At 69.3% G+C, this 12,135-nt stretch carries 12 protein-coding genes; 11 read left to right on the top strand and 1 reads right to left on the bottom strand.

From position 1 onward, the window contains the following. Positions 1 to 504, top strand: coding sequence for a hypothetical protein (locus tag AC07NG_RS06940; protein ID WP_494592893.1), 504 nt, complete (start codon positions 1 to 3; stop codon positions 502 to 504). On the opposite strand, the gene AC07NG_RS06945 is transcribed toward AC07NG_RS06940, so the two are convergent. Continuing rightward, complete coding sequence (locus AC07NG_RS06945; protein WP_494592895.1) at positions 501 to 1,961, bottom strand: sigma-54-dependent transcriptional regulator; 1,461 nt, start codon at positions 1,959 to 1,961, stop codon at positions 501 to 503. The genes AC07NG_RS06940 and AC07NG_RS06945 overlap by 4 nt on opposite strands. A 203-nt stretch (positions 1,962 to 2,164) precedes the next feature. On the opposite strand from AC07NG_RS06945, the gene AC07NG_RS06950 reads away from it, so the two are divergent. From AC07NG_RS06950 to AC07NG_RS06995, 10 genes are all read left to right on the top strand, one after another. Further along, positions 2,165 to 2,530 carry an MmcQ/YjbR family DNA-binding protein gene (locus tag AC07NG_RS06950; protein WP_494592897.1) on the top strand — a complete coding sequence of 122 codons (366 nt, stop codon included), beginning with the start codon at positions 2,165 to 2,167 and terminating at the stop codon, positions 2,528 to 2,530. 219 nt (positions 2,531 to 2,749) lie between these two features. Next, complete coding sequence (locus AC07NG_RS06955; protein ID WP_494592899.1) at positions 2,750 to 4,540, top strand: M3 family oligoendopeptidase; 1,791 nt, start codon at positions 2,750 to 2,752, stop codon at positions 4,538 to 4,540. Between the two features lie 165 nt (positions 4,541 to 4,705). Then, positions 4,706 to 6,067 carry an ABC1 kinase family protein gene (locus AC07NG_RS06960; protein WP_494592901.1) on the top strand — a complete coding sequence of 454 codons (1,362 nt, stop codon included), beginning with the start codon at positions 4,706 to 4,708 and terminating at the stop codon, positions 6,065 to 6,067. A gap of 133 nt (positions 6,068 to 6,200) precedes the next feature. Then, positions 6,201 to 7,052 (top strand): pirin family protein, encoded by an 852-nt coding sequence (locus AC07NG_RS06965; protein WP_494592903.1) that lies wholly within the window; start codon positions 6,201 to 6,203, stop codon positions 7,050 to 7,052. A gap of 176 nt (positions 7,053 to 7,228) precedes the next feature. Then, the gene (locus tag AC07NG_RS06970) at positions 7,229 to 7,702 is read left to right on the top strand and encodes a PaaI family thioesterase (protein WP_110121365.1); all 474 of its coding nucleotides are present in this window, start codon (positions 7,229 to 7,231) and stop codon (positions 7,700 to 7,702) included. Positions 7,703 to 7,705: 3 nt separating this feature from the next. Beyond that, positions 7,706 to 8,626, top strand: coding sequence for an alpha/beta fold hydrolase (locus AC07NG_RS06975; protein ID WP_494592905.1), 921 nt, complete (start codon positions 7,706 to 7,708; stop codon positions 8,624 to 8,626). 98 nt (positions 8,627 to 8,724) lie between these two features. Further along, complete coding sequence (locus AC07NG_RS06980) at positions 8,725 to 8,964, top strand: aa3-type cytochrome c oxidase subunit IV (RefSeq protein ID WP_487292030.1); 240 nt, start codon at positions 8,725 to 8,727, stop codon at positions 8,962 to 8,964. A 210-nt stretch (positions 8,965 to 9,174) separates the two neighbouring features. Next, positions 9,175 to 10,317 carry a Re/Si-specific NAD(P)(+) transhydrogenase subunit alpha gene (locus AC07NG_RS06985; protein WP_494592907.1) on the top strand — a complete coding sequence of 381 codons (1,143 nt, stop codon included), beginning with the start codon at positions 9,175 to 9,177 and terminating at the stop codon, positions 10,315 to 10,317. A 23-nt stretch (positions 10,318 to 10,340) separates the two neighbouring features. Further along, the gene (locus AC07NG_RS06990) at positions 10,341 to 10,664 is read left to right on the top strand and encodes a proton-translocating transhydrogenase family protein (RefSeq protein ID WP_110121368.1); all 324 of its coding nucleotides are present in this window, start codon (positions 10,341 to 10,343) and stop codon (positions 10,662 to 10,664) included. A gap of 31 nt (positions 10,665 to 10,695) precedes the next feature. Continuing rightward, positions 10,696 to 12,114: an NAD(P)(+) transhydrogenase (Re/Si-specific) subunit beta gene (locus tag AC07NG_RS06995; protein ID WP_487292027.1), complete on the top strand. Its 1,419-nt coding sequence runs from the start codon at positions 10,696 to 10,698 to the stop codon at positions 12,112 to 12,114. Positions 12,115 to 12,135: the final 21 nt, after the last annotated feature.

Consider the following 12,135-nt stretch of genomic DNA (forward strand, 5'->3'; position numbering starts at 1 on the left):
ATGACCACCGACAGCCGCGCCGCCGGCGCGCGTCCGCTCGTGCTCGTCGTCGCCGTGGCGACGCTGGTCGCCGGCACGCTCGACATCACCGACGCCTTCACCTTCTGGGCCGTGACCAAGGGCGTGCCGCCCGAGCGGATCCTGCAGTCGATCGCCAGCGGCCTGCTGGGCAAGGCGGCGTTCCAAGGGGGAACGGCGACGGCGGCGCTGGGCCTCGTCCTGCACTATTTCATCATGTCGGTGATGGCCGGGCTCTACGTCGCCGCCGCGCGCCGGCTGCCGGTGCTGGTCCGCCGGCCGCTGCTGATGGGCCTGGCCTACGGGGCGGCGACCTATGTCGTGATGAACTATGTGGTGCTGCCGCTCAGCGCCGTGGCCCCGCCGGCCGCCTTCGCCTGGCCGCGCTTCATCAACAACCTCGGCGCCCACCTGGCGCTGGTAGGGATCCCGATCGCGCTCGTGGCGCGGTGGGGCGCGGGCGAGGCCGCGAGGGAAGCCGCCTAGGAGGCTTCCTTGACGTCCACGTCGATGCCCTGCTCGCGCACCTTGCGATAGAGGGTCGAGCGGCCGATGCCGAGGCGGCGGGCCACCTCGCTCATGTGGCCGGCATAGACTTCGATGGCGTGCTGGATGAGGTCGCGCTCGATCTCCTCCAGGGTCCGCAGGTGACCGTGGCCGTCGAGGATGCGCACCGGCGCCTCGCCGATCGGGCCGTCGACGAAGACGGCGGCGGCCTGGATCATCTCCGGCAGGGCCTCGGTGGGCGAGGCCTCCAGCGGCGGGGCCATGACGCCCGAGATGGCCGGGAAGTCGTAGGGCTGGAGGTAGGGCGCGTCGGCCAGGACGATGGCGCGATAGACCGCGTTCTCCAGCTGGCGCACGTTGCCGGGCCAGTCGAAGGCGCAGAGGATCTGCAGGGTCTCGGGCGAGGCCCCGACCACGCGCTTGCCTTCCTCGACATTGAAGCGACGCACGAAGGCCTCGACCAGGGCCGGGATGTCCTCGCGGCGTTCGCGCAAGCTGGGCGCCTCCACCGGGAAGACGTTCAGGCGGTAATAGAGGTCCTCGCGGAACAGCCCCTGCTTCACCGCGGCCGACAGGTCGCGGTTGGTGGCCGAGACGATGCGGACGTCGACCTTGACCGAGCGCTTGGAGCCGATCGGGTCGATCTCGCCCTCTTGCAGGGCGCGCAGCAGCTTGACCTGGACGTCGAGCGGCAGCTCGCCGACCTCGTCGAGGAACAGGGTGCCGCCGTCGGCTTCCTTGAACTTGCCCGAGTGCTTGTCGGAGGCGCCGGTGAAGGAGCCCTTCTCGTGGCCGAACAGGATCGACTCGACGAGGTTTTCCGGAATGGCGCCGCAGTTGACGGCCACGAACGGCTTGCCGGCGCGATCCGACGAGCCGTGCACGGCGCGGGCGATCAGCTCCTTGCCGACGCCGCTCTCGCCGGTGATCAGCACCGGGATCGAGCTCTTGGCGGCCCGCTCGCCGATGCGCTTGACCATGGTCATGGCCGGCGAGGCGCCGATCAGGTCGGCGAAGGTGGTGCGGCCCGAGACGCGCTTGTTGAGGCGGTCGACCTCGCCCTTGAGGTCGCCCATCGACAGGGCGTTGCGGATCGACACGGTGATCCGCTCAGGCGAAGCCGGCTTGATGAAGAAGTCGGTGGCGCCGGCCTGCATGGCCTTCACCACGGTGTCGACGCCGCCGCTGGCGGTCAGCACGATCACCGGCTGGGCGTAGCCCCGCGCGCGCATCTCCTTCAGCGCCTCCTGGCCCGGCAGGCCGGGCATGACGAGGTCGAGCAGGATCACGTCGGCCGGCGCCCCGGCCGCCAGATGAGCCATGGCCGCGTCGCCGCTTTCGGCGTGGGAGACGGCGAATCCTTCGCGCTCCAGCACCGCCTGGATCAGTCGACGTTGGGTCGGATCGTCGTCGACGACGAGCACCGTCTTGGTCATTGAAGGCCATCCACCAGAACCGGCCGCGCCCGACATGGAGCGAGGCTCTTGTTGGTTCAGAGTGGTACAGCACGGGGGTAAACACCGGCTTTCGGAGAGGTGTCGCAGACCTTAACAGCGAGCCTTAACAACGGTTTACGCTATTTGACCAAACCGGCTCCTCGCCCGTTGCACGGGGCGGGAGAAAAGCGCTTCATCTCTCCATGGTCGACGACGAAACCCTGCGCGCCCTGGCGATCGCCCTGCCGGAGGTGGTGGAAGCCTCCAACGGCGGGCAGGTCGCCTACGAAGTGGCCGGCAAGGGCCTGGCCTGGGGCTATCTGGCCCGGCCCGCGCCCAAGGCCAGGCGCGTGCTGGTGCCCGGCGTCATCGCCGTGCGCTGCCTGATCGAGACCAAGCAGATGCTGATCGAGGCCGCCCCGGAGCGGTTCTTCGACGACTCCCACTATCTTGGCTATCCGGCGGTGCTGGTGCGGCTGGCGGCGATCGACGCGGACGAACTGGCGGGCCTGCTGCGCACGGCCTGGACGCTCGTGGCGCCGAAGGCGTTGGTGAAGCGGCATTCCTGATCCTTCTCCCCTTGCGGGAGAAGGTGTCGGCGGTAGCCGACGGATGAGGGGTCTCTCAGACCTGAACCGCCTCGCTGGCTGACACGTTTCCGCAGCTGCCTCGCCCTTCAACCCCTCACCCGACCTCCCTCCGGGAGGCCACCCTCTCCCGCAAGGGGAGAGGGATTTCCACCCTTCCCGATTGCTTCATCCCCGCCAGACGCCATATCCCTTCCTGCCATGAACGCGCCCTTCAAGCCTGACGCCCTTCCCGAGTGGAACCTCGCCGACCTCTATGCCGGCCGCGAGGATCCGAGGATCGAGACCGACCTGGTCGCCGCCAAGGCCGCCAATGACGAACTGGCCTCGCTGGAGGGCATGTTCCTCGAAGCGCGGGGCGAGCCGGCGCGGCTGGGCAAGCTGCTGGATCGTGGGATCCGCCTCTATGAGGAGGCGACGAACGGCCTGTGGGGCGTGGGCGCCTATGCGGGCCTGGCCGCCTCGACCGCCCGCGACGACCCGGCCTGGGCCAAGTTCGAGGCCGATCTTCGCGCCCGCTCCTCGCAGATCGCCGCCGACAGCCTGTTCTTCTCGCTGGAGCTGAACCAGCTGGAGGACGCCGAGCTCGACGCGGCCCTCAAGGCGCATGAACCGGCCCGCCGCTGGACGCCGTGGCTGCGCCGCCTGCGTCTGTCGCGCCCGCACGAGCTGTCGGCCGAGCTGGAGCGCTACATCGTCGATCGCGGTCCGGCCGTCGCCAACTGGGTGCGGCTCTATGACGAGACCCTGGCCAAACTCAGCGCCAAGGTCGGCAAGGAGCAGCTGACCCTGCCCGAGGCGCTGAACCGGCTGTCGGATCCCGACGTGCGCCGCCGCAAGGCCGCCGCCGACGGCCTGGCCCACGCCCTGCACGAGCGCGCCTCAACCCAGGCCCTGGTGATGAACACCCTGGCCTTCGAAAAGCAGGTCGAGGACCGCTGGCGGCGTTATGATGACCCGGCCCACTCGCGCCATCTGGCCAACGAGGTCGACGCCGATGCGGTCGACGCCCTGGAAGCCGCCGTGGTCGAGGCCTATCCGCGCCTGTCGCACCGCTATTATGCGCTGAAGGCCAAGGCCATGGGCCGCAAGTCGCTCGATTACTGGGACCGCAACGCCCCGCTCGACGCCGCCCAGCCGCGCACCTACCCCTGGAACGAAGCCAGGGACGTGGTGCTGGAAAGCTTCCAGGCCCTCGCCCCGAAGTTCGCCGACACCGCGCAGACCTTCTTCACCCAGCCGTGGATCGACGCCCGTCCCCGGGCCGGCAAGCAGTCGGGCGCCTATTCTCACCCGGTGACCGCCGACCGCCACCCGTACGTCTTCATGAACTACATGGGCGAGCGGCGCGACGTGCTGACCCTGGCCCACGAGCTGGGCCACGCCGTGCACCAGACCCTGTGCGCGCCGCTGGGCACCCTGCTGGCCGACACGCCTCTGACCCTGGCCGAGACCGCCTCGATCTTCGGCGAGGGCCTGGTGTTCGACCGCCTGCTGGCCGAGGCCACTCCGGCCGACCGCAAGGGGCTCCTTGCAGGGAAAATCGAGGACGGGCTCAACACCGTCGTCCGCCAGATCGCCTTCCACCGCTTCGAGCGCAGGTTCCACGCCGCCCGCCAGGAGGGCGAGCTGTCGCCCGACCAGATCGGCGGCCTGTGGCTGGAGACCATGGCCGAGAGCCTGGGTCCGGCCGTCGTGCTGAACGAGGGCTACGAGCACTACTGGGCCTATGTCAGCCACTTCGTGCACGCGCCGTTCTACGTCTACGCCTACGCGTTCGGCGACCTGCTGGTGCGCGGCCTGATGGAGAAGCGCCGCGAGGATCCGGCGACCTTCGCGCCTCTGTACGAGGACCTGCTGGCCGCCGGCGGCACCCGCACCTATGTCGAGGCCCTGAAGCCGTTCGGTCTCAACCCGCGCGACAAGGCCTTCTGGGCGGCGGGCTGCCGGCAGCTGGAACGGCTGGTGGACGAGTTCGAGGCGTTGGTGTGAGGACGATGCTCGCGACCCTTCTCCCCTTGCGGGAGAAGGTGGCCGCCGCAGGCGGTCGGATGAGGGGTCGCGCCGCCGGCGCCGCTGCGTGCGAACCGACAGGCCTATCGACCCCTCATCCGCCGCTTCGCGACACCTTCTCCCGCAAGGGGAGAAGGAGAGATCATGTCTGACCCGGAACGCGACCGCCTGTCCGGCCGCCTGGCCCGCTTCGCCAAGGTCGGCGCGGGGCTCTCCGGCGCGGCCGTCAGCTACGGCGCCAACAGCCTGTTCGCCGGCGACGACGCCAGCGCCCGCAACGCCAAGGCGCTGAAGGCGGCGCTGGGCGGGCTGAAGGGCCCGCTGATGAAGGCGGCGCAGATGTTCGCCACGGTGCCGGACCTGCTGCCGCCGGAGTTCGCCAAGGAGCTGGCCGAGCTGCAGACCAACGCCCCGGCCATGGGCTGGCCGTTCGTCCGTCGGCGGATGGCCGCCGAACTGGGCGCCGACTGGGCGAGCAGGTTCACCAGCTTCGAGCACGAGGCCGCCGCGGCCGCCTCGCTGGGCCAGGTGCACCGCGCCACGGCGCCGGACGGCCGCAGGCTGGCGGTGAAGCTGCAATACCCCGACATGCAGAGCGCCGTCGAAAGCGACCTTGGCCAGCTGCGCGCGCTGATCGCCCTGCTCAAGCGGATGGACGGCTCGATCGACCCGACCGAGATGATCGAGGAGATCGGCGACCGCCTGCGCGAGGAGCTCGACTACGAGCGCGAGGCCCGGATGATGACCGTCTATGCCAGCTTCTTCGCTGGCCGCGACGACATCAGGACGCCCGAGCCGGTGCCGGCGCTGTCGACCAAGCGCCTGCTAAGCATGACCTGGCTCGACGGCCAGGGGCTGATGGCCTTCAAGACCGCGCCGCAGGAAACCCGCGACCGCATCGCCGCCCTGCTGTTCGAGGCCTGGTGGGGCCCGATGACCCATATCGGCGTCATCCACGGCGACCCGCACCTGGGCAACTACACCTTCGGCGGCGGCGAGGACGGGGCCGCGCACCTCAACCTGCTCGACTTCGGCTGCATCCGGGTGTTCCCGCCGCGCTTCGTGGCCGGTGTGGTGCGGCTCTACCGCGCCCTCTCCGAAGACGACCGCGCCGGCCAGATGGAGGCCTATCGCAGCTGGGGCTTCGCCAACCTGACCGACGAGCTGGTCGACGTGCTGAACGTCTGGGCCAGGTTCATCTACGGCCCGCTGCTGGACGACCGCGTGCGCACCGTGGCCGACGACGTGCCGCCCGGCGAGTACGGCCGCCGCGAGGCCTTCAAGGTGCGCCAGGCGCTGAAGTCGGTGGGCGGCGTCGTCATCCCCCGCGAGTTCGTGTTCATGGACCGCGCCGCCATCGGCCTGGGCGCGGCCTTCCTGCACCTGGGCGCCCGCCACAACTGGCGCGCCCTGTTCGAGGCCTCGCTGGAGGGGTTCTCGGAGGACGGGCTGGCGGAGCGGCAGAAGGCGGTGCTGGGGGCGGCTGGTCTTTCTCCTCCCCCGTAAAACGGGGGAGGTGGCGCGGCGCCATCGGCGACGTGACGGAGGGGGCGACCGCCGCCGCCGCGCCCAGTCTCGCCCCCTCCACCACTTCGTGGTCCCCCTCCCCCGCTTCGCGAGGGAGGAGTAAGGAGTTCGCATGACCACCCGCACCATCGCCCGCCTGCACGCGGCCTATCGCGACGACATCGGCGACCTTTCGACCCGTCGCCCCCTGCCCGGCCCGGCCATCGACCAGCTGGACCCGTTCCTGTTCCTCAACCACCACGGTCCGCAGACCTACCGCCCCGGCAATCGCGGCCTGCCGTTCGGGCCGCATCCGCATCGCGGCTTCGAGACCGTGACCTTCATCCTCGAAGGCCAGCTGTCGCACCTGGACAGCGGCGGCCACGAGAGCGTCATCGACGCCGGCGGCGTGCAGTGGATGACGGCCGGCAGCGGCCTGGTGCACGCCGAGCTGTCGCCGGAGAGCTTCAAGCGCAGCGGCGGACCGCTGGAGATCCTGCAGCTGTGGGTCAACCTGCCCAGCCGCCTGAAGATGACCAAGCCGCACTATGTCGGCCTGCAGGCGCCGGACATCCCCAAGATCCAAAAGGACGGCGCGACCATCGAGCTGATCTCGGGCGAGATCGACGGCGTGATCGGCCCGATCGAGTCCCTGACCGGCGTGGCCATGAGCGTCGTGCGGCTGGAGGCCGGCGCAGACCTATCGCTGCCGATCCCGGCCGGGCGGGCGGTGTTCCTCTACGTGGTGCGCGGGTCGATCGCGATCGGCGAGCGAACCGCAGGCGCGGCCAACCTCGTCGAACTGACCGACGGCGAAGGCCTGGACCTGTCGTCCGTGGACGGCGCGGTGCTGCTGCTCGGCCACGCCGACCCGATCCGCGAACCGGTCGTCTCGCACGGGCCGTTCGTGATGACGACGCGCGAGGAGATCATCCAGGCGATCCAGGATTACCAGGCCGGCAAGTTCGGCGAGGTTCGGGCGTAGGTAAGACCCCCTCAGTCGCTCCGCGACAGCTCCCCCAGAGGGGGAGCATCTTCCTGGCGCGACGTCGCTAGATCCTCCCCCTCTGGGGGAGGTGGCCCGGAGGGCCGGAGGGGGACCGTTCAGCCGTCCTCAAAGGAAACTTGCTCACCGGTTCAAACGGCCGTTAGACTTCCCCCATGTCCGACGACCTGACCGAGGCCCAGAGCGCCGCCATCCCGCCCGGCTACGCCCAGCTGAACTGGACGCGGGGGTTCGGCCGACAGATCGGGCCGCTGTACGAGCGCGCCGACGGGCCCGGCGAGGCCACGCTGGGCTTCCGGGTCGAGGAGCACCACACCAACGGCCTGGGCAACTGCCACGGCGGCATGCTGATGAGCTTCGCCGACATGGCCTGGGGCCGGATCATCTCGCTGCAGAAGTCCTACAGCTGGGTCACGGTCCGGCTGATGACCGACTTTCTGTCCGGCGCGCAGCTGGGCGAATTCGTCGAGGGTCGGGGCGAGCTGCTGGCCGAGGAGGACCTGGTCTTCACCGTGCGCGGCCGCATCTGGACCGGCGAGCGCACCCTGATGACCGGCACGGGGATCTTCAAGGCGCTCTCCCCCCGCAAGCCCCGCCCCGGCGAGGTCGCCTTCCGCGAGGAGGGCTGAGCCATGGCCGACGACCACGCCCCCGCCTCGCTGCTGGCCCCGTTCCACGGCGCGCCGCCGCCCGCCCCCGCCTGGTTCGACGCGGCGATCGCCCACCAGCCCGAGCGCTCGACCATCGACGTCCTGGGAACGCCCATCGAGCTCCTGACCTGGGGCGAGGTCGGCAAGCCGGGCCTGCTCTTTTTGCACGGCAACGGCGCCCACGCCGACTGGTGGAGCTTCATCGCCCCGTCCTTCGCCAAGGAGTGGCGGATCGCCGCCATCTCCTGGGCCGGCATGGGAAGCAGCGGCTGGCGCGAGGCCTACAGCGCCGAGACCTTCGCGGCCGAGGCCTTCGCCGCCGTCGAGGCCGCCCAGCTGGAAGCCGGCGGGGTGAAGCCGATCTTCGTCGGCCACTCGTTCGGCGGCTTTCCCACCCTCTATTGCGCCGCCCGCCATCCCGAACGGCTGCGCGGCGCGATCCTGGTCGACACCAGCATCCAGCCGCCGGAAAAGCGCTGGAAGGGCCCGCCGCCGCGCTCGGGCTTCGGCACCAAGGTCTATCCGACCCTGGAGGAGGCCCTGGCCCGCTTCCGCCTGGCTCCGCCCCAGCCCTGCGAGAACCTCTACGTCGCCGACTACATCGCCCGCCGCTCGCTGAAGGAAGTCGAGGGCGGCTGGACCTGGAAGTTCGATCCGGCGATCTGGCAGCGATTCTCGATGCCGGACCTTGGCCAGCTGCTGACCGAAATCGCCTGCCCGGCGGCGCTGATGTGGGGTGAGCGCTCGGGCCTGATGCACGCCGAGACCCTGGACTACATGATCGCCCAGATGCCGGACGCGGTGCTGCGCCTGCCCGTGCCCGACGCCGACCACCACGTCATGCTCGACCAGCCGCTGGCCTTCGTGGCCGGACTGCGCGGTCTGCTGGCGGCCTGGGAATAGTTGGAACGTCGTTCTACGTCATGGCGCCGCCCCAGCTTGAGCCCCGGGCGGGCTTGATATACTTCGGCTGTGGAAAAAATTCAGGGAGAGGCTCCTCGATGGGCAACCAAGCGTCCGACTACCACCGCGGTGAAATGGACATCCACGAACAGGCCGCGACCTATGCGGCGTTCGGCAAGATGACCAAGTGGGGCTCGCTGGCGATCGCTGTCGCCCTGACCTTCTTTACCCTGCTCTTCTGCACCCCCGCGGGCTTCATCGGCGCGGCCGGAACGGCTGTCGTGCTGGCCGTCGTCGGAATCCTGGCCCTTCGCGAGAAAGCCGCCCCGGCTCACTGACACCGGTGGACATCGGCAATTTTTTGCGCCCGACACGCGGGTATTTCTCGACAAGAGGCAAGAACCTCCCCTAAAGAGCGGCTCAAGTTGCTGGAGCGGCGTTAGGCGAAAGTGTCAGCGGCATCAACGCTGAACGCCGCTCCAACTTTAGGATCCCGTGCCTGCGAGACCTCGCGGGCTCGGGGAGCGAACAACGCTCACGGGGGAGGTATGCCGATGGCCGTCATCGCCGTCACGAAAGAGACCCGCGCCAATGAGACGCGGGTCGCCGCGACGCCCGAGACCGTCAAGAAACTGACCGCCGCCGGCTTTTCGGTGGTGGTCGAGGCCGGAGCCGGAACGGCCGCCTCCTATCTCGACGCCGACTACGAAGCGGCCGGCGCCAAGCTGGCCAAGACCGCCAAGGACGCGATCAAGGACGCCAATGTCCTGTTCAAGGTCCGCGCGCCCGAGGCCGCCGAGATCGCGGCCCTGAAGAGCGGCGCGATCGTCGCGGCCGCCCTCAATCCCTACCAGGACAAGGACACGCTGAACGCCCTGGCCAAGGCGGGCGCGAGCGCTGTCGCCATGGAGTTCATCCCGCGCATCACGCGGGCCCAGGTGATGGACATGCTGTCCAGCCAGGCCAACCTCGCCGGCTATCGCGCCGTGATCGAGGGCGCCGAGGCCTACGGCAAGGCCCTGCCGATGATGATGACCGCCGCCGGCACCGTCGCCGCGGCCAAGGTGTTCATCATGGGCGTCGGCGTCGCCGGCCTGCAGGCCATCGCCACCGCCCGCCGCCTGGGCGCCGTGGTCACCGCCACCGACGTCCGCCCCGCCACCAAGGAGCAGGTCGAAAGCCTGGGCGCCAAGTTCCTCGCCGTCGAGGACGAGGAGTTCAAGAACGCCCAGACCGCCGGCGGCTACGCCAAGGAGATGTCGGCCGAGTACCAGGCCAAGCAGGCCGAGCTGGTTTCCAGCCACATCGCCAAGCAGGACATCGTCATCACCACCGCCCTGATCCCGGGCCGCCCGGCGCCGAAGCTGGTCAGCGCCGCCCAGGTGGCGTCGATGAAGGCCGGCTCGATCCTGGTCGACCTTGCCATCGAGCAGGGCGGCAATGTCGAGGGCGCCAAGCTGGACGAGACCGTGGTCACCGCCAACGGCGCCAAGATCCTCGGCCACGCCAACCTGCCCGGCCGCATCGCCGCCGACGCCTCGGCGCTCTATTCGCGCAACCTGTTCGCCCTGTCGGCCCTGTTCCTGACCAAGGAAGGCGCCTTCGCCCCCGACTTCGAGGACGAGATCCTCAAGGCGGCCGTGGTCACCCGCGGCGGCGAGATCGTCCACCCGAACCTGAAGACCGCCTAACCGGCATAGAAAGGGAGGCTCCCATGGAAGCTGTCGACCCCACCGTGTTCCGCCTGGCGATCTTCGTGCTCGCCATCTTCGTCGGCTACTACGTCGTCTGGAGCGTGACGCCCGCCCTGCACACCCCGCTGATGGCCGTGACCAACGCCATCTCGTCGGTGATCATCGTCGGCGCGCTCCTGGCCGCCGCCGCGCATGGCGCGTCGGGTGCGCCGGACGCCGGTTCTGTGTGGATCTCCAAGGGGGCCGGCGCGCTCGCCGCGGCCTTCGCGGCGGTCAACATCTTCGGCGGCTTCCTGGTCACCCAGCGGATGCTGGCCATGTACAAGAAGAAAGAAAAGAAGTGAGCGGCGAGAGCCACTTGGGGGAAATGACATCATGAACGCCAATCTCGCCGCCATCCTCTACATCGTCTCGGGCGTGCTCTTCATCCTGGCGCTGCGCGGGCTGTCCAGCCCGGTGACCAGCCAGACCGGCAATCGCAACGGCATGATCGGCATGGCCATCGCCGTGGCGACCACCCTGGCCACACTGTGGACGCAAGGCGCGCTCGACATCGTGACCCTGGGCCTGATCCTCGGCGGCGTCGCCGTCGGCGGCGCGGTGGGCGCGATCATCGCCCGCAAGGTCGCCATGACCTCGATGCCGCAGCTGGTCGCCGCCTTCCACTCGCTGGTCGGCATGGCCGCCTGCCTGGTGGCCGTGGCCGCCATCTACACCCCGGCCGCCTACGGCATCGTCGGCGAGGACGGGGCCATCCACCTCAACAGCCTGATCGAGCTGTCGCTGGGCCTGGCCATCGGCGCCATCACCTTCACCGGCTCGGTCATCGCCTTCGCCAAGCTGAACGGCAACATGGGCGGCGCGCCGATCCTGCTGCCGGCCCGCCACCTGCTGAACATCGCGATCGCGGCCGCCATCGTCGCCCTGGTCGTGGTGCTGGTGATCAGCGGCGGCCAGGCCAAGTGGGCCTTCTGGGGCATCTTCGCGCTCAGCCTGCTGATCGGCGTCACCCTGATCATCCCGATCGGCGGGGCCGACATGCCGGTCGTGGTGTCGATGCTGAACAGCTATTCGGGCTGGGCCGCGGCGGCGCTGGGCTTCACGCTCGAGAACACAACCCTGATCATCACCGGCGCCCTGGTCGGCAGCTCGGGCGCGATCCTGTCCTACATCATGTGCAAGGGCATGAACCGCTCGTTCGTCTCGGTGATCCTGGGCGGCTTCGGGGCCGACGCCGCGGCCGCCGGCCCCGGCGGCAAGGTCGAGACCCGTCCGGTCAAGCAGGGCTCGGCCGACGACGCGGCCTTCATCATGAAGAACGCCAGCAAGGTGATCATCGTCCCGGGCTACGGCATGGCCGTCTCCCAGGCCCAGCACGCCCTGCGCGAAATGGCCGACAAGCTGAAGGAAGAGGGCGTGGAGGTGAAGTACGCCATCCACCCCGTCGCCGGCCGCATGCCGGGCCACATGAACGTGCTGCTGGCCGAGGCGAACGTCCCCTACGACGAGGTCTTCGAGCTGGAAGACATCAACTCGGAGTTCTCGACGGCCGACGTGGCCTTCGTGATCGGCGCCAACGACGTCACCAACCCGGCCGCCAAGACCGACCCGACCAGCGCCATCTTCGGCATGCCGATCCTGGACGTCGAGAAGGCCCGCACCGTCCTCTTCGTGAAGCGCGGCATGTCTTCGGGCTATGCCGGGGTCGAGAACGAGCTGTTCTTCAAGGACAACACGATGATGCTGTTCGCCGACGCCAAGAAGATGGTCGAAGGCATCGTGAAGGGGCTCTGAAGCCTTCTTCTCCCGCCAGAA

The sequence above is a fragment of the Caulobacter sp. GW821-FHT10C03 genome, from assembly GCF_059415485.1.

Coding starts and splice junctions, on each gene's coding strand:
- AC07NG_RS06940 (WP_494592893.1), top strand. CDS start 1: ATGACCACCGACAGCCGCGCCGCCGGCGCGCGTCCGCTCGTGCTCGTC.
- AC07NG_RS06945 (WP_494592895.1), bottom strand. CDS start 1,961: ATGACCAAGACGGTGCTCGTCGTCGACGACGATCCGACCCAACGTCGA.
- AC07NG_RS06950 (WP_494592897.1), top strand. CDS start 2,165: ATGGTCGACGACGAAACCCTGCGCGCCCTGGCGATCGCCCTGCCGGAG.
- AC07NG_RS06955 (WP_494592899.1), top strand. CDS start 2,750: ATGAACGCGCCCTTCAAGCCTGACGCCCTTCCCGAGTGGAACCTCGCC.
- AC07NG_RS06960 (WP_494592901.1), top strand. CDS start 4,706: ATGTCTGACCCGGAACGCGACCGCCTGTCCGGCCGCCTGGCCCGCTTC.
- AC07NG_RS06965 (WP_494592903.1), top strand. CDS start 6,201: ATGACCACCCGCACCATCGCCCGCCTGCACGCGGCCTATCGCGACGAC.
- AC07NG_RS06970 (WP_110121365.1), top strand. CDS start 7,229: ATGTCCGACGACCTGACCGAGGCCCAGAGCGCCGCCATCCCGCCCGGC.
- AC07NG_RS06975 (WP_494592905.1), top strand. CDS start 7,706: ATGGCCGACGACCACGCCCCCGCCTCGCTGCTGGCCCCGTTCCACGGC.
- AC07NG_RS06980 (WP_487292030.1), top strand. CDS start 8,725: ATGGGCAACCAAGCGTCCGACTACCACCGCGGTGAAATGGACATCCAC.
- AC07NG_RS06985 (WP_494592907.1), top strand. CDS start 9,175: ATGCCGATGGCCGTCATCGCCGTCACGAAAGAGACCCGCGCCAATGAG.
- AC07NG_RS06990 (WP_110121368.1), top strand. CDS start 10,341: ATGGAAGCTGTCGACCCCACCGTGTTCCGCCTGGCGATCTTCGTGCTC.
- AC07NG_RS06995 (WP_487292027.1), top strand. CDS start 10,696: ATGAACGCCAATCTCGCCGCCATCCTCTACATCGTCTCGGGCGTGCTC.